This window comes from Burkholderia humptydooensis (genome assembly GCF_001513745.1).
In the GTDB taxonomy this organism is placed as follows: Bacteria; Pseudomonadota; Gammaproteobacteria; order Burkholderiales; family Burkholderiaceae; genus Burkholderia; species Burkholderia humptydooensis.
Genome location: NZ_CP013380.1, coordinates 3,519,772 through 3,536,155 on the forward strand (window position 1 = coordinate 3,519,772; position 16,384 = coordinate 3,536,155).

Below are 16,384 nucleotides of genomic sequence, written 5' to 3' on the forward strand. Positions count from 1 at the left end.
GCCTACTGGACGACGGGCAGCTTGATCTGCACGTACGACGAGTCGCGCAGCTCGCGCAGCCAGTCGGAATACGCCTGCTCGGCCTTGCGCTGGCCGATCGCCTGGCGCGCGATGTCCATCTGCTGCTGCACCGAGCCCTCCGCGTCGCGGCGGCCGAGCACCTGGATCAGGTGGTAGCCGTACTCGGTGCGCACCGGGTTGCTGACCTGGCCGTCCTGCAGCGTGTTCATCGCGCGCTCGAATTCGGGCACCGTCTCGCCCGGGCTGATCCAGCCGAGATCGCCGCCCTGCGACGCCGAGCCGTCCTGCGAGTAGGTGCGCGCGAATTTCTCGAAATCGCCGCCCGCCTCGATCTGCCGGCGGATGTCGATCAGTTGCTGGCGCGCCTGCGATTCCGACTTGCCTTCGCCGACGCGCAGCAGGATGTGGCGCACGTGCGTCTGCACGATCTTCGGCGACGCGGCCGGATTCTGGCTCGCGCGGCGCTCGACGAGGCGCACGATCTCGAAGCCGTCCGGCACGCGGATGAGCGCCGGGTTGACCTCGCCGGGACGCAGCTTCGACACGGCGTCGACGACGTCGGACGGCAGCGACGACGGCGACTTGAAGCCGAGATCGCCGCCCTTCTTCGCATCGTCGGCTTCCGACTGGCTCTTCGCGAGCCGCTCGAAATTGGCGCCCGACGCGAGCGCCTGCTGCAGCAGGCCGTCAGCCTTCTTCTGCGCGGCGTCGATGTCGGCCTGCGGCGCGTTGGTCGGCGCCTTCACGAAGATGTGCTCGAGCCGCAGATCCTGCTGCGAGCCCGCGTTCGGGCCGCGCTGGCTCGCGATGTAGCTCGCGACCTCGGCGTCCGACACGGTGATCTTGCTGTCGACCTCCTTCTCGCGCAGCTTCGAGAGCATCAGCTCGGTGCGCGCGTCGCGCACGAACAGGTCCCACGGCACGCCCTGCGCCTCGATGCGCGCCTTGTACTGGTCGAGCGGCATGCCGTTCGCCTGCGCGAGACGGCCGAGCGTCGCCTGCACGGTCGCGTTGTCGACGACGATGCCGTCGTCCTTCGCCCGCTGGACCTGGATGCGCTCGAGCACCATCTGGTTCAGCACCTGCGCGCGCAACTGGTCCGTCGGCGGCACGGGCGCCTTCTGCTGCTGCAGGCGGCGCGCGATCAGGCCCACGCGCTGATCGAGCTCGCGCCCGGTGATCACGTCGTTGTTGACGACGGCGACCACCTCGTCGGCGAGCGACGCGCCCTGCGCGCGCAGCGCCTGCGCGGACGCCGGCGGCGCGACCGTGATGAGCGACGCGACCAGACCGGATGCGACAGCCGCGAAGCGAAGGGTTTTCTTCATTGCCACAGGTACTCCATTGAAAGCGGGCTGCGCAAACGCCGCTCGCCGCGAACGCCTCGTCGGCGGTTAATCGTAATTGCTGAAGCGCGACAGCGGCGCAGGCGCGGGCGGCAGCGGCGTGTAGCCCTGCACGCCGGCGCGGAACGCCGACACGAGGCCGTTGTCGATGCTCGTCAGCCCCTTGAGCACGAGTTGCGCGAGCACGCGGGTCGACGAATGCTGCTGCCCCGACGAGTTCACGCCGTTCGCGTAGCGCTGGATGCCGACGCCGAACGCCCAGCAGTCGGCATCGTACTGGAAGCCGACGAGACCGTCGACAACCCGGCTGCTCGCGAGATCGTAGTTGAAGCGGCCCACCGTGTAGAGCCGCCGCGTGAGCGGCCACTGCGCGGACACGAGGATCTGGTTGATCGGCTCGTTGCTGAGCGTCGGATTCTGCCGCGTGTAGCGGTAGCCGACGTTGATCACGCGCCGCTCGCCCGGGCTGTAGCCGAAGCCGACGCTCGACTTCACGAGCTGGTTGTTGTCGACGTTGTACTGGAACGCCGTCTCCGACGCGAAGCCCGCGCCGAGCTTGACCGACGCGCCGAGGATCAGGTCCGAGTGCCGCGCGGTCGCGGGCGCCTCGGTCGGCAGAAGCGTCACGCGCTGATCGGTGAAGTAGTACTGCTGCGCGATCACGAAGCGCGCGCGCTCGTCGCCCGTCGTCGGATTGATGAAGCGGGTCGTGAGCGCGGCCGTCAGGCGGTTCGCGTCGGCGATCCGGTCGTTGCCGACGAACGTGTTCGGCGTGAAGATCTCCGCGAGCCCGAAGTCCGACACGGCCGTGTCGAAGAGCGGCGCGTTCGACTGGTTCCGGTACGGCGTGTACACGTAGTACAGGCGCGGCTCCAGCGTCTGGATGAAATCCTGGCCGAACAGGCGCACCGAGCGGTCGAACACGAGCCCGGTGTCGAGACTGAGCGTCGGGATCGAGTACGTGAAGCGCTTCGCCTGATCGGGCACGCCGCCCGTCGTCGTCGTCAGGTCGTACGACGCGATGTGCAACTGCGCCTTCGGCACGAAGAAGTAGCCGGGACCGTACAGCCCGTACGACACGTACGGGTTGAACATCACGCGGTCGCCTTCCGGCTGGTCGGCCGTCGTGATCCGGAAGCGCGAATAGTCGGCTTCCGCGCCGAAGTCGAAGCCGCCGACGTTGTATTTCGTGTACTTCACGTTCAACTGCGGCTCGCGCCCGTACGGCGCGATCGACGGCGCGAGCGTCTGCCAGTGCTGGTAGCGCCCGAGCACCGACCACGGCCCGTTGTTGTACGTGAGGCCGGCTTCCTGCTGGTAGACGGTCTGGATCCCGTTCAGGAACTGGTTCGTCGAGCCCAGATCCTCCGGATACGTGTTGTCCGAGACCTTGTTGTAGTAGATGTAGCCGGCGAAGCCGTTGCCGAAATTCTGCTGGTGCTGCCAGTAGATCGCGTAGCGGTTGCGCTTCGCGACACGGTCGTCGGGCAGGTATTCGCCCGTCAGCGTGCCCGAGTAATTCGTCGACAGGTAGCGGAACGTCGCCTGCGTGAAGATCCCGCGCTTCGAGATGACGTGCGGCGTGATCGTCAGGTCGCGGTTCGGCGCGATGTTGAAGTAGTACGGCAGCGCGAGCTCGAAGCCGCTCGACGAATCGAGCGAGAACGTCGGCGGCAGGAAGCCGCTGCGCCGCTCGCCCGACAGCGGAAACGTGAGCCACGGGCTGCCGAAGAGCGGCACGCCCTGGAAGAACAGCACGCCGTTGCGCGCGACGCCCTCGTCCGCGCCCGTATCGAAATCGAACTCGCTGCCCTTGATGTACCACGCCGGATTCGTCGCGCACTGGCAGCCCGTGTACGTGCCGTTGGTGAACACCGAGCGCTCGCTGTCGAGGAGCTGCACGCGCTCGGCGCTGCCCGAGCCGCCCGTCGCCGTGAAATGGTACTTCGGCGTCGTCATGAAGCCCTGGTTCGCCTCGACCTTCAGATGCGCCTCGGGCCCCGAGAACGTCGTGCCGCCGTTGGCCACCGTGACCTTGCCGTACGCGTCGGCCATGTCGGTGTCCTGATCGTAGTGGATCGCATCCGCCTTGACGACCGCGTTGCCGCGGCGGATCTCGGCCGAACCCTTCGCGGCGAGATCCTGGTCGGCGGTGCCGCCCGTGTGATCGGCGAGCACGAACGTCGCGGGCTTGCCGCCCTGTTTTTGCGGATGCTCGTCGAGCTGCGGCGCGAGGCGCAGGTCCCACGGCGAGCCGAACGTCTGCGGCTCGGCCGCGGCGCCCGACAACTGGGCCTGCGACACCGCCGGCACGAGGCCCGGTACGGCCAAAAGCGCGACCGCGAGCCGTTTTTTGCGCGGCGCGGCATCGCAAGCTGGGACGAGCGGGAATAACGTTTTAGGCGGCATCTATCGTTCGGCGAATCGCCCCTGTCAAGCCCGGCCTCCGCATGCCGCGCCCGCGCAATCGAACCGTGACTGCGGCTTCGCGCATACCGGGGGAAACGGGCAAACGGACGGCGTGACGGGCTGCGGGCCCGCGCCGGCGGGAATTGACACGGGACGCGTCAAAAAAGTCGTGGGGTATTATATGGCAAGACGTTCCCCCTCCCCGACTTTCAATGACGCAGCCCCCAGCCGATCCCCGTCTCGCCCGCCTCGCCGCCTGGCTCGCCACTTTCGCCGACCGCTACGCGCTCGACCTCGCGTCGCTCGCCCCGGCGTCCGCCGACGCGAGCTTCCGCCGCTATTTCCGCGTCGCGAGCGCGGCCGCGCCGGGCGGCACGGCGATCGCCGTCGACGCGCCGCCGCCCGAGAAATGCCGCGAGTTCGCGCAGATCGCGCAACTGCTCGACGCGGCCGGCGTCCACGTGCCGAAGGTGCTCGAGCACGACTTCGATGCGGGCTTCATGCTCGTCACCGATCTCGGCACGCGCTCGTACATCTCGGCACTCGACCCGGCGGCGCCCGCCGCCGCGCGGCCGCTGATGCGCGACGCGCTCGACGCGCTGATCCGCTGGCAGCGCGCGTCGCGCGAGGGCGTGCTGCCGCCGTTCGACGAAGCGTTCCTGCGCCGCGAGATGGAGCTGATGCCCGAATGGTACGTCGGCCGGCATCTCGACAAGACGCTGTCCGACGACGCGCGCGGCGTGCTCGAGCGCACGTTCGCGCTGCTGATCGCGAGCGCGAAGGCGCAGCCGCAGGGCTACATGCTGCGCGACTTCATGCCTCGCAACCTGATGATCGCGGAGCCGAACCCGGGTGTGCTCGACTTCCAGGACGCCGTCTACGGGCCGCTCACGTACGACGTGGTGTCGCTCATGCGCGACGCGTTCATCAGTTGGGACGAAGCGTTCGAGCTCGACTGCTTCGCGTACTACTGGGAAAGAGCGAAGAAGGCGGGGCTGCCCGTCGAGCCGGATTTCGGCGAGTTCTACCGGCAGCTCGAATGGATGGGCCTGCAGCGCCACATCAAGGTGCTCGGCCTGTTCGCGCGCATCAATTACCGCGATCACAAGCCGCACTATCTCGCCGATCTGCCGCGCTTTCTCGGCTACGCGCAGCGCGTCGCGCTGCGCTACCGGCCGCTCGCGCCGTTCGCGAGGCTCCTCGACGATCTCGAAGGCAAGACGGCCGACGTCGGCTACACGTTCTGAACGATGACGCACACACTCGATACGGCGATGATCTTCGCCGCCGGGCGCGGCGAACGGATGCGCCCGCTTACCGACACGACGCCGAAGCCGCTTCTCGTCGCGGGCGGCAAGCCGCTGATCGTCTGGCAGATCGAGCGGCTCGCCGCGGCGGGCATTCGCACGATCGTCGTCAACCATGCGTGGCTCGGCGCGCAGATCGAGGCCGCGCTCGGCGACGGCTCGCGCTGGGGCGTGCGGCTCCTGTATTCCGCCGAGCGCGAGGCGCTCGAGACCGCGGGCGGGATCGCGCAGGCGCTGCCGCTCATCGAGGGCGGCGGCGGGCCGAAGGTGTTCGTCGGCGTCGCGGGCGATATCTATGCGGACTTCGATTACGCGGCGCTGCGGGAGCCTGCAGCCGCGCTCGCCTCGGCATCCGAGCCCGGCATGCATCTCGTGATGGTGCCGAACCCGCCGTTCCATCCGGCGGGCGATTTCGCGCTCGACGGCAGCGGCCGGCTGTCGCTCGACGGCGCCGCGCGCGTCACGTTCGGCAGCATCGCGCTGTACGACACGCGGATGTTCCGCGATCTGCCCGCCGGCACGCGCCGCGCGCTCGCCCCCTATTACCGCGAGACGATCGCCGCGCGCCGCGCGACGGGCGAGCTCCACACCGGAGCGTGGGAGAACGTCGGCACGGCCGCGCAACTGGGCGAGCTCGATGCGGCGTTGAAGGCAGCCCGCTGAGAGCGCCGGCCCGGTCGCTTCGCTGCCGGATCGACCGGCTCGCCGAAACGCGCGGCGTCGTCGCCCGTCCCGCCCCGCTTCGTCAAACCTCTTCCGCCGCCGCGCCGTCGGCCGCCGCGCGCTGCTGCTGCAACGCCCACATCTGCGCGTAGAGGCCGTCCGCGCGCAGCAGCTCCGCGTGCGTGCCGCGCTCGACGATGCGCCCGTGGTCCATCACGATGATCTGGTCCGCATGCACGACGGTCGACAAGCGGTGCGCGATCACGAGCGTCGTCCGGTGCCGCGCGATCTGGTCGAGCTCGTGCTGAATCGCGCGCTCGGAACGCGAATCGAGCGCCGACGTCGCCTCGTCGAACACGAGGATCGGCGGATTCTTCAGGATCGTCCGCGCGATCGCGACGCGCTGCTTCTCGCCGCCCGACAGCTTGAGCCCGCGCTCGCCGACGGGCGTGTCATAGCCCTTCGGCAGACTCTCGACGAACGAGTGGATGTGCGCGGCGCGCGCGGCCGCGATCACCTCGTCGCGCGTCGCCGACGGCCGGCCGTACGCGATGTTGTAGTAGATCGTGTCGTTGAAGAGCACGGTGTCCTGCGGCACGATGCCGATCGACGCCCGCAGCGAATCCTGCTTCACGTCGCGAATGTCCTGGCCGTCGATCGTGATCGCGCCGCCCGTCGCGCGATCGAGATCGTAGAAGCGGAACAGCAGGCGCGACAGCGTCGACTTGCCCGAGCCGCTGTGGCCGACGACCGCGGTCGTCGAGCCCGCCTCGATCGTGAAGTCGACGCCGCGCAGGATCTGCCGCGACGGCTCGTAGCTGAAATCGACCCGCTCGAAACGCACTCGCGCGCCGCTCACCTTCAGCGCGCTTGCGCCGGGCGCGTCGTCGACTTCGCGCGCGGCCGACAGCAGCCCGAACATCCGGTCCATGTCGGTCAGGCTCTGCTTCAGCTCCCGATAGACGACGCCGAGGAAGTTGAGCGGAATGTACAGTTGCAGCATGAACGTGTTGATGAGCACGAGATCGCCGAGCGTGAGCCTGCCCGCGAGCACGCCCTGCGTCGCGCGCCACAGGATGAACACGAGCCCCGTGCCGATGATCGCCTGCTGGCCGAAGTTCAGGAACGACAGCGAATTCTGCGAGCGGATCGCCGCCTTCCGGTAGCGCTTCAGGTTTTCGTCGTAGCGCTGCGTCTCCCATTCCTCGTTGCCGAAGTACTTGACGGTCTCGTAGTTGATCAGCGAATCGATCGCGCGCGAGTTCGCCCGCGAATCGAGCTCGTTCATCGTGCGGCGGAAATGCGTGCGCCACTCGGTCACCTTCACGGTGAATGCGATGTAAGCGACGAGCGCGGCGAACGTCACATATGCGTAATACGCCTCGTACTTGACGACGAAGAAGCCGAGCACGAGCCCCACTTCGACGAGCGTCGGCAGGATGCTGTACAGCGAATACGAGATCAGTTGCTGGATGCCGCGCGTGCCGCGCTCGATGTCGCGCGACATGCCGCCCGTCTGCCGCTCGAGATGAAAGCGCAGCGACAGGCCGTGCAGATGCCGGAACACCTGCAGCGCGAGCCGCCGCACCGCGCTTTCCGTCACCTTCGAGAACAGGATCTCGCGCAGCTCGGTGAAGAGCGACGTCGACAGCCGCACGAGCGCATAGGCGATCACGAGGAGCCCGACGCCGCCCGCGAGCACGACGGTCGCCGACTGCTCGGCGCGGCCGAGCGCGGTCAGATGCTGGACGGCCGCGAGGCTGTCGACGATCCGCTTCATCACGACGGGCACGCCGAGATTCGCGACCTTCGCGCCGATCAGGCACGAAAGCGCGAACGCGACGCGCCATTTGTAGGCGCTCAGGTACGGCAGCAGCGAGCGGATCGTCTGCCAGTCGTTGCGCGGCCCGGTCGCGGCGGGCGCGGGCTCGGAGGAAGCGGGATAGCGGCGCATGGGGAGTTCGTGGGTTCGCTTCGTCGGTGAAAGTGGGCGTGTCGGGCTTTCCTGGCCGGCCGTCGATGCGGCGCGCATCACGCTACGCGGCGGCGCGTGCGCGGCGAGGCCCGGCCTGCGCGGCCCGGCCCAAATCCACACTTTCTCGTACAATTTCAGAACTCTGTATTGTCTCAGAAGCCGGTTCACGCCGCTGTCCGCCGCATCTCCGGCGACGGCCGCCGAATACGCGCAAGCCGGCCGCTTTTCTTACAAGATGGAAGCTTCAACCATGACCGACTCGCCCATGCAACTCCCGCAAAAACCGCCCGCGCTGCGCGTCGTCCCGCAACCGTCCGACGCGAACGTCCACGGCGACGTGTTCGGCGGCTGGATCATGGCGCAGGTCGACATCGCGGGCTCGATCCCGGCGAGCCGCCGCGCGAACGGTCGGGTCGCGACGGTCGCGGTCAATTCGTTCCTGTTCAAGCAGCCGGTGTTCGTCGGCGATCTGCTCAGCTTCTACGCGAGCATCGTGAAGACGGGCAACACGTCGGTGACGGTCGACGTCGAGGTCTACGCGCAGCGGATGAGCCTGATGAGCGAGATCGTCAAGGTGACGGAAGCAACCCTCACCTACGTCGCGACCGACGCCGATCGCCGCCCGCGCGCGCTGCCGCCGCTCGAATAAGCGCGGCGCACGCATCGCCGCACGCACGCGCGCATCGCAAGGCGGCGCGTGCCGCCGCCCCTCGCCCGCTCAGTGCGCGGCGAGGCCGAACTCGCGCATCGCGGGAACGAAGTCGTGGTTGAGCTTCGGCTTGCGCGACAGCTTCGCGAGCACGTAGCGCTGAAACGGCGTGAGCGTCGACCACTGCGAGGCGGACGGCGCCGGCAGGCCGGCGAGCCCGCTCTGCGCGACGAGCGCGTCCGGCACGGCATCGGCGCTGCGCCACGCCGGATGCTCGTCCGGCTGAAACCAGGTCGGCTCGACGTTCGCGTGCGTGCGCAGCATCTCGAACAGCGCATGATCGAAATTCGGCTCGATCACGACGTCTTCGTCGGCCGGAAAGCGCGCGAGCAGCCTGCGATCCTCGAGCGGCAGCATCTGCCATTGCTCGAGCGAGATCCTCAGCCCGAAACGGTCGAGGTTGAAGCGGACGATCATCGGAATGTAGGTCAGATCCTCCGACGATTCGATTTCGAAATTGAACAGCAACGGCGCGTCGCTCAGTCCCATGTTTGCACCCACTATGACGTTTGCCGGCACGTTTGGCCCGTGTGGAGTATTTTAGAACCTTCGCGGGCATCGAGCGTGCCGCCCGGCGTCGCGCCCCGCTCGCCCGTCCAGCCGTCCCATCGAAGGAGCCCCCCGTGAGTCTGTCCGAAACCGTCGAACCCAGCGGCATCGTCGAGCTCTCGGTGCGCAGGCGGCGCGGCGACGCGATCGAGGCGGCCGTCGACCGCGTCGGCCAGGAATGGCCCGTCGCGCTCGTGTTCAATGGCATCTCGCACGCGGTGATGATGTGCACGCCGCGCGATCTGGAAGCGTTCGCGGTCGGCTTCGCGGTGTCGGAAGGCATCGTCGGGCGCGGCAGCGACGTGAAGGACATCGAGGTCGCGCTGCACGGCGACGCGCCGCTGCCGCACGCCGAAGTGCAGTTGACGGTCGTCCAGCAGGCGTTCGCCGCGCTGAAGGAAAGGCGCCGCGCGCTCGCGGGGCGCACCGGCTGCGGCGTTTGCGGGATCGAAAGCATCGATCTGCTCGATCTCGTGCCGCAGCGCCTGCCCGATACCGGCTTTCTCGCGCGCCTCGCGCCGGATGCGATCGCACGCGCGGCGCGCGAGCTTCCCGCGCATCAGGCGCTCACGCAGCAGACGGGCGGCCTGCACGCGGCCGCGTGGTGCGATGCGTCGGGCGCGATCGTCCATGCGTTCGAGGACATCGGCCGCCATAACGCGCTCGACAAGCTGATCGGCACGCTGACGCTCACGCGCGCCGACATGACGAACGGTTTCGTGTTCCTGTCGAGCCGCGCGAGCTACGAGCTCGTGCGCAAGTCGGCGCGCGTCGGCATTCCGATGGTCGCGACGATCTCCGCGCCGTCGTCGCTCGCGATCGAGATCGCGCGGCAGGCCGGGCTGCGGCTCGTGAGCTTCTGCCGCGAGGCGGGTTACGTCGATTACGGCACCGCGTAGCGCGCCGCCGCCGCGATCGCGCTCAGTCGAACTGCCGGAAATCCGGCTTGCGCTTCTCGAAGAACGCGGTGATCGCCTCGCGCACTTCGGGCGAGCGCAGCATCTCGCCGAACTGATCGCCTTCTTCCGACATCCGCGCGGCGATTTCCGCGCCGCTGCCCTTCTTGAGGAACGCCTTCGTCGCGCGCAGCGACGAAGCCGGCAGCGCGACGAGCTTCGCCGCCTGCTGCGCAGCGAACGCGTCGAGGTCCGCGGCGGGCAGCACGCGGTTCACGAGGCCGATCCGGTGCGCCTCGAGCGCGTCGAACGGCTCGCCGAGCAGCAGCTTCTCCGCGGCGACCTGATGGCCGGCGAGGCGCGGCAACAGCAGGCTCGACGCCGCCTCCGGGCACAGGCCGAGCTGCGTGAACGGCAGCGACAACTGCGCGGTATCGGCCGCGTAGACGAGATCGCAGTGCAGCAGCATCGTCACGCCGATGCCGACCGCAACGCCCGCGACCGCCGCGACGATCGGCTTCTGCGCGCTCGCGATCTGGCGCAGGAACTGGAACACGGGCGCGTGCTCGTCCTTCGGCGGCGCCTTCATGAAATCGTCGAGATCGTTGCCCGCGCTGAAGTTGCCGTCGCTGCCGCGAATCAGGATCGCGCGCACCGACTTGTCGTCCTGCGCCGCCGCGAGCGCATCGGCCATCGTCTGGTACATCGCCGCCGTGATCGCGTTCTTCTTCGCTGGGCGCGCGAGCGTGATCGTCAGCACGCCGCCTGCGTTTTCGACCTGGATATCCATTTGAGCCGTCTCCATGACTGTTTTCATTCGATCGACAAAAAAACGGTGCGCGAGCCCGCCGCCCGCGCACCGTGGTCATGCGTCGCGCGCGCCGATCAGAGCCGCTCGATGATGCCCGCCGCGCCCATGCCGGTGCCGACGCACATCGTCACCATCCCGTACTTCAGGTTGCGGCGGCGCAGGCCATGCACGACCGTCGACGCGCGAATCGCGCCCGTCGCGCCGAGCGGGTGGCCAAGCGCGATCGCGCCGCCGAGCGGGTTGATCTTCGACGGATCGAGGCCGAGATCGCGGATCACGGCGAGCGATTGCGCGGCGAACGCCTCGTTCAGCTCGATCCAGTCGATGTCGTCCTGCTTGAGGCCCGCCGCCTTCAGCGCGGCCGGAATCGCTTCCTTCGGGCCGATGCCCATGATCTCCGGCGGCACGCCGCGCACGGCGAAGCTGACGAAGCGCGCGAGCGGGGTCAGGTTGAACTGCTTGAGCACCTTCTCCGACACGACGAGCAGCGCGCCCGAGCCGTCCGACGTCTGCGAGCTATTGCCCGCCGTCACCGAGCCCTTGTTCGCGAACACCGTCTTCAGCTTCGCGAGCCCTTCGAGCGACGTCTCCGCGCGCGGACCTTCGTCGAGCGCGATCTCGCGCGTCTTCGTTTCGATTTCGCCCGTCGCGAGATTCGGGAAGCGCTCGACGATCGCATACGGCGCGATCTCGTCCTTGAACTCGCCCGCCTGCTGCGCCGCGAGCGCCTTCCGGTGCGATTCGACCGAGAACGCGTCCTGGTCTTCGCGGCTCACCTTCCACTGCTCGGCGACGCGCTCGGCCGTCAAGCCCATCCCGTAAGCGATGCCGAAGTCTTCGCTGCGATCGAAGATGTGCGGCGACATCGACGGCTTGTTGCCCATCATCGGCACCATGCTCATCGATTCGACGCCGGCCGCGAGGATCGCGTCCGATTCGCCGACGCGGATGCGGTCCGCCGCCATCGCGAGCGCGGTGACGCCCGACGCGCAGAAGCGGTTCACCGTCACGCCGCCGACCGTGTTCGGCAGGCCCGCGAGCAGCGCACCCATCCGCGCGACGTTCAGGCCCTGCTCGGCCTCGGGGATCGCGCAGCCGACGATCGCGTCTTCGATCAGCTTCGTGTCGAATTGCGGCACTTGCGCGATCGCCGACTTGATCGCGTGGACGAGCAGTTCGTCCGGGCGCGTGTTCTTGAATGCACCGCGGGGCGCCTTGCCGATCGGCGTGCGGCTTGCGGCGACGATGTATGCGTCTTGCAACTGTTTGCTCATTTCAAGCTCCTGTCGACCGGAGTGGTGCTTGAGCGCTCACTCCGCTCCCATGCAAAGTTGTCCGCTCGGCTCGATCAATTGCGAACCGGCTTGCCGGTCTGCAACATGCCCATGATCCGCTCCTGCGTCTTCTGCGTGCCGAGCAGCTCGACGAACGCGCGACGCTCCAGCGCGAGCAGCCATTCCTCGTCGACCGTGCTGCCGGCCTCGACGTCGCCGCCGCAGACCGCTTCCGCGATCCGGCTCGCGATCAGGAAGTCGTGATCGCTGATGAAGCGGCCGTCGCGCATGTTGACGAGCTGGGCCTTGATCGTGGCGATCGCCGAGCGGCCGGCCACCGGGATTTCCTTCGCCTTCAGCGGCGCGCGATAGCCCGCCGCCGCGAGGCCGCGCGCTTCCTTCTTCGCGACGTCGAGCAGCTCGAACACGTTGAACACGATCGTGTCCGAAGGCTTCACGTAGCCCATCGCGCGCGCTTCGTGCGCGGACATCGACACCTTCGCCATCGCCGCGTTCTCGAACGACTTCGTCAGGAACTTGAGCAGCTCGCTCGTCATGCCCGCCGCCGTCGCCGCGTCCGCCGCGCGCAGCGCCGCTTCCTTCAGGCCGCCGCCCGCCGGCACGAGGCCGACGCCCACTTCGACGAGGCCGATGTAGCTCTCGACGTGCACGACGCGCTTCGCGCTATGCAGCATCAGCTCGCAGCCGCCGCCGAGCGCCAGGCCCGACACCGCCGCGACGACCGGCACGTTCGCATACTTCACGCGCAGCATGCCTTGCTGGAACTTCTTCACGAACGGCTCGATGCCCTTCGCGCCGCCCATCATGAACGCGGGCATCGCCTCTTCGAGGTTCGCGCCGGCGGAGAACGGACCGCCCGGATTGCCGAGCTTGAGCGAGCTCGGCTGCCAGATCACCACGCCCTTGTAGTCGTTCTCCGCGAGCGTGATCGCCTGCACGAGGCCGTCGATCACGCTCGGGCCGATCGTGTTCATCTTCGACTTGAACGACACGATCACAACGTCGTCCTCGCCCGCGCGGTCGTCGACCCATGCGCGCACCGAGTCCGTCTCGAACAGCGTCTTGCCGAACGTCTTCGGGTCGCGCCCCGCTTCGCCGAACACGGGCGCGCGGAACACCTGCCTGTCGTAGACGGACAGCGCCGAGCGCGGCACGAAGCGCTTCGCCGCGGCCGACCACGAGCCTTCGGCCGCGTGCACGCCACCCTTCTCGGCGACGGCGCCTTCCAGCACCCACGCGGGCAGCGGCACGGTTGCAAGCGACTTGCCGGCCGCGATGTCTTCCTGCACCCACTCGGCGATCTGCTTCCAGCCCGCCGCCTGCCAGTCCTCGAACGGGCCCTGGCTCCAGCCGAAGCCCCAGCGGATCGCGAGATCGACTTCGCGTGCGTTGTCGGCGATCGATTCGAGGTGGATCGCGATGTAGTGGAACACGTCGCGGAAGACCGACCACAGGAACTGCGCGTGCGGATGCTGCGTCTCGCGCAACAGCTTCAGGCGCTCGGCGGGAGGACGCTTCAGGATGCGGCCGACGGTCTCGTCCGCCTTCGCGCCGGAGTCGACGTAGGTCCCCGTCTTCGCGTCGAGCACCTTGATCGCCTTGCCTTCCTTCCGGTAGAAGCCGGCGCCCGTCTTCTGGCCGAGCGCGCCCTGCTCGACGAGCTTCGCGAGCACGGCGGGCGTCCGGTAGACCGGGAAGAACGGATCGTCGGCGAGGTTGTCCTGCATCGTCTTGATCACGTGCGCCATCGTGTCGAGGCCGACCACGTCCGCCGTGCGGAACGTCGCCGACTTCGCGCGGCCGAGGCGGCTACCCGTCAGGTCGTCGACTTCGTCGAAACGCAGGCCGAACTTCTCGGCTTCGACGATCACGGCGAGAATCGAGAAGATGCCGACGCGGTTCGCGATGAAGTTCGGCGTGTCCTTCGCGCGCACGACGCCCTTGCCGACGACGCTCGTCAGGAACGTCTCGAGCTGGTCGAGGATGTCGGCTCGCGTGTGCGCGGTCGGGATCAGCTCGACCAGGTGCATGTAGCGCGGCGGGTTGAAGAAGTGCACGCCGCAGAAGCGCGCCTTCAGCTCGTCGGCGAAGCCGTCGGACAGCGTCGTGATGGACAGGCCCGAGGTGTTGGTCGCGAAGATCGCGTGCGAGGCGATATGCGGCGCGACCTTCTTGTACAGGTCGTGCTTCCAGTCCATCCGCTCGGCGATCGCCTCGATCACGAGATCGCATTCGGCGAGCTTCGCGATGTCGTCCTCGTAGTTCGCGGCTTCGAGATACTTCGCGTCGTCCTTCACGCCGAACGGCGCGGGAGACAGCTTCTTCAGGTGCTCGATCGCCTTCAGCGCGATGCCGTTCTTCGGGCCTTCCTTGGCGGGCAGGTCGAACAGCAGCACGGGCACGCGCGCGTTGACGAGATGCGCGGCGATCTGCGCGCCCATCACGCCGGCGCCCAGCACGGCGACCTTGCGAATGTTGAAATTGCTCACGGGACTCCTCCGGATTGAGCCGCGCGGCGCCGGTCGTAAGGGCGCGCGCGGCGTGTGAGTGCGAATGATCGGTCGTTCGGACGGCGCGCGTCAGAACAGCGCTTCGTCGATTTCCATCATCGTCTTCGCGCCGGCGCGCGCGAGACGAATCGACGACGCCGTTTCGGGCAAGAGGCGCGCGAAGTAGAAGCGCGCGGTCGCGAGCTTCGACTTGTAGAACGGATCGCCCGACGCTTCCTTGTCGAGCGCGATGCGCGCCATCCGCGCCCAGAAGTACGAGAACACCAGGTGACCGACGGTGCGCAGATACGGCACGGCGGCCGCCCCCACCTCGTCCGGGTTCTGCATCGCCTTCATGCCGATTTCCATCGTCAGCTTCTGCACCTTCTCGCCGATGTCGGCGAGCGGCGTGATGAATTCGGACATTTCGGGCTTCACGCCTTCCGCTTCGGCGAACTCGGCGACGATCTTGCCGAACTTCTTCAGCTTCGCGCCCATGTCGCCCAGCACCTTGCGGCCGAGCAGGTCGAGCGCCTGAACCGAGTTGGTCCCTTCATAGATCATGTTGATCCGCGCGTCGCGCACGTACTGCTCCATGCCCCACTCGGAGATGAAGCCGTGGCCGCCGTAGATCTGCATCGCGTGGTTCGTGCACTCGAACGCGTTGTCGGTCAGGAACGCCTTGATGATCGGCGTGAGGAGCGCGACGAGATCCTCCGCTTCCTTGCGCACCGCTTCGTCGGCGTGCGACAGCGCCTTGTCGATCTGCAGCGCCGACCAGTACGTGAACGCGCGCGCGCCTTCCGCGTACGCCTTCTGCGTGAGCAGCATGCGGCGCACGTCCGGGTGGACGATGATCGGGTCGGCCGGCTTGTCCGGCGCCTTCGGGCCCGTCAGCGAGCGCATCTGCAGGCGCTCCTTCGCATACGTGAGCGAGTTCTGGTAAGCGACTTCGGTGAGGCCGAGCCCCTGCATGCCGACGCCGAGGCGCGCGGCGTTCATCATCACGAACATCGCGTTCAGGCCCTTGTTCGGCTCGCCGATCATCCAGCCCTTCGCGTTGTCGAGGTTGATCACGCAGGTCGCGTTGCCGTGGATGCCCATCTTGTGCTCGATCGAGCCGCACTTGACGCCGTTGCGCTCGCCCGGCTCGCCCGACGCGTCGGGGACGAACTTCGGCACGATGAAGAGGGAGATGCCCTTCGTGCCCTTCGGCGCGTCCGGCAGGCGCGCGAGCACGAGGTGAACGATGTTCTTCGAGAAGTCGTGTTCGCCGCTCGAAATGAAGATCTTGGTGCCGCTGATCGAATACGAGCCGTCGCCGTTCGGCTCGGCCTTCGTGCGCAGGATGCCGAGGTCTGTGCCGCAGTGCGGCTCGGTCAGGCACATCGTGCCCGTCCATTCGCCCGACACGAGCTTCGGCAGGTAGAGCTTCTGCAGCTCGGGCGCGCCGTGCGCGTGCAGGCATTCGTACGCGCCGTGCGACAGGCCCGGATACATCGTCCATGCCTGGTTCGCCGAATTCAGCATTTCATACAGCGCGTTGTTGACGAACGCGGGCAGGCCCTGGCCGCCGTAATCGGGATCGCAGCCGAGCGCGGGCCAGCCCGCCTCGATGTACTGCTGGTACGCTTCCTTGAAGCCCGTCGGCGTCTTCACGACGCCGTCGCCGACATACGTGCAGCCCTCGCGGTCGCCGACCTGGTTGAGCGGGAAAAGCACCTCCGAGCAGAACTTGCCCGCTTCCTCGAGCACCTGGTTGATCGTGTCGGCGTCGAGATCAGCATGCTTGGGCATCTGCTTGACCTCGGCTTCGACGTTCAGAAGCTCGTGCAACACGAATTGCATGTCGCGCAACGGCGCGGCGTACTGTCCCATGACTCTCTCCAAGATATGGCAATCGGCTCGAGCTCC

General features: G+C 67.7%; 12 protein-coding genes. 4 read left to right on the forward strand and 8 right to left on the reverse strand.

The window, feature by feature from the left end; translation table 11 throughout:
- Positions 1-2 precede the first annotated feature (2 nt).
- Both AQ610_RS15695 and AQ610_RS15700 read right to left on the reverse strand, forming a co-directional pair.
- Positions 3-1,349: a peptidylprolyl isomerase gene (locus AQ610_RS15695; RefSeq protein WP_009911271.1), complete on the reverse strand. Its 1,347-nt coding sequence runs from the start codon at positions 1,347-1,349 to the stop codon at positions 3-5.
- A 66-nt stretch (positions 1,350-1,415) separates the two neighbouring features.
- Entirely contained in the window at positions 1,416-3,776 is a 2,361-nt protein-coding gene (locus AQ610_RS15700) for an LPS-assembly protein LptD (RefSeq protein ID WP_006024586.1), read from the reverse strand.
- 212 nt (positions 3,777-3,988) lie between these two features.
- On the opposite strand from AQ610_RS15700, the gene AQ610_RS15705 reads away from it, so the two are divergent.
- Positions 3,989-5,023, forward strand: a complete 1,035-nt coding sequence (locus AQ610_RS15705) for an aminoglycoside phosphotransferase family protein (RefSeq protein ID WP_006024585.1) — start codon at positions 3,989-3,991, stop codon at positions 5,021-5,023.
- A gap of 3 nt (positions 5,024-5,026) precedes the next feature.
- Complete coding sequence (gene murU, locus AQ610_RS15710) at positions 5,027-5,746, forward strand: N-acetylmuramate alpha-1-phosphate uridylyltransferase MurU (RefSeq protein WP_009911270.1); 720 nt, start codon at positions 5,027-5,029, stop codon at positions 5,744-5,746.
- Between the two features lie 82 nt (positions 5,747-5,828).
- Here the strand turns inward: murU and AQ610_RS15715 are convergent, their stop codons facing one another.
- Entirely contained in the window at positions 5,829-7,700 is a 1,872-nt protein-coding gene (locus AQ610_RS15715; protein ID WP_006024583.1) for an ABCB family ABC transporter ATP-binding protein/permease, read from the reverse strand.
- Between the two features lie 271 nt (positions 7,701-7,971).
- Here AQ610_RS15715 and AQ610_RS15720 point away from each other — a divergent pair, with 271 nt between their 5' ends.
- Positions 7,972-8,370 (forward strand): acyl-CoA thioesterase, encoded by a 399-nt coding sequence (locus AQ610_RS15720; protein ID WP_009892921.1) that lies wholly within the window; start codon positions 7,972-7,974, stop codon positions 8,368-8,370.
- A gap of 69 nt (positions 8,371-8,439) precedes the next feature.
- On the opposite strand, the gene AQ610_RS15725 is transcribed toward AQ610_RS15720, so the two are convergent.
- A complete protein-coding gene (locus AQ610_RS15725; RefSeq protein WP_009911269.1) occupies positions 8,440-8,919 on the reverse strand; it encodes a nitrate reductase associated protein in 480 nt (159 codons plus the stop codon).
- A 134-nt stretch (positions 8,920-9,053) separates the two neighbouring features.
- Here AQ610_RS15725 and fdhD point away from each other — a divergent pair, with 134 nt between their 5' ends.
- Positions 9,054-9,878 carry a formate dehydrogenase accessory sulfurtransferase FdhD gene (gene fdhD / locus AQ610_RS15730; RefSeq protein WP_006024580.1) on the forward strand — a complete coding sequence of 275 codons (825 nt, stop codon included), beginning with the start codon at positions 9,054-9,056 and terminating at the stop codon, positions 9,876-9,878.
- Positions 9,879-9,900: 22 nt separating this feature from the next.
- Here fdhD and AQ610_RS15735 read toward each other — a convergent pair whose 3' ends face one another.
- The 4 genes from AQ610_RS15735 to AQ610_RS15750 all read right to left on the reverse strand — a co-directional run bounded on the left by AQ610_RS15735 (position 9,901) and on the right by AQ610_RS15750 (position 16,348).
- Positions 9,901-10,665 carry an enoyl-CoA hydratase gene (locus tag AQ610_RS15735; RefSeq protein WP_009911268.1) on the reverse strand — a complete coding sequence of 255 codons (765 nt, stop codon included), beginning with the start codon at positions 10,663-10,665 and terminating at the stop codon, positions 9,901-9,903.
- A gap of 95 nt (positions 10,666-10,760) precedes the next feature.
- Entirely contained in the window at positions 10,761-11,960 is a 1,200-nt protein-coding gene (locus AQ610_RS15740) for an acetyl-CoA C-acyltransferase (RefSeq protein WP_006024578.1), read from the reverse strand.
- Positions 11,961-12,034: 74 nt separating this feature from the next.
- On the reverse strand, positions 12,035-14,470 hold the full coding sequence (locus AQ610_RS15745) for a 3-hydroxyacyl-CoA dehydrogenase/enoyl-CoA hydratase family protein (protein ID WP_006024577.1): 2,436 nt from the start codon (positions 14,468-14,470) through the stop codon (positions 12,035-12,037).
- A 90-nt stretch (positions 14,471-14,560) separates the two neighbouring features.
- Entirely contained in the window at positions 14,561-16,348 is a 1,788-nt protein-coding gene (locus tag AQ610_RS15750) for an acyl-CoA dehydrogenase C-terminal domain-containing protein (RefSeq protein WP_006024576.1), read from the reverse strand.
- Positions 16,349-16,384 lie beyond the last annotated feature (36 nt).

Coding starts and splice junctions, on each gene's coding strand:
- AQ610_RS15695 (WP_009911271.1), bottom strand. CDS start 1,349: ATGAAGAAAACCCTTCGCTTCGCGGCTGTCGCATCCGGTCTGGTCGCG.
- AQ610_RS15700 (WP_006024586.1), bottom strand. CDS start 3,776: ATGCCGCCTAAAACGTTATTCCCGCTCGTCCCAGCTTGCGATGCCGCG.
- AQ610_RS15705 (WP_006024585.1), top strand. CDS start 3,989: ATGACGCAGCCCCCAGCCGATCCCCGTCTCGCCCGCCTCGCCGCCTGG.
- murU (WP_009911270.1), top strand. CDS start 5,027: ATGACGCACACACTCGATACGGCGATGATCTTCGCCGCCGGGCGCGGC.
- AQ610_RS15715 (WP_006024583.1), bottom strand. CDS start 7,700: ATGCGCCGCTATCCCGCTTCCTCCGAGCCCGCGCCCGCCGCGACCGGG.
- AQ610_RS15720 (WP_009892921.1), top strand. CDS start 7,972: ATGACCGACTCGCCCATGCAACTCCCGCAAAAACCGCCCGCGCTGCGC.
- AQ610_RS15725 (WP_009911269.1), bottom strand. CDS start 8,919: ATGGGACTGAGCGACGCGCCGTTGCTGTTCAATTTCGAAATCGAATCG.
- AQ610_RS15735 (WP_009911268.1), bottom strand. CDS start 10,665: ATGGATATCCAGGTCGAAAACGCAGGCGGCGTGCTGACGATCACGCTC.
- AQ610_RS15740 (WP_006024578.1), bottom strand. CDS start 11,960: ATGAGCAAACAGTTGCAAGACGCATACATCGTCGCCGCAAGCCGCACG.
- AQ610_RS15750 (WP_006024576.1), bottom strand. CDS start 16,348: ATGGGACAGTACGCCGCGCCGTTGCGCGACATGCAATTCGTGTTGCAC.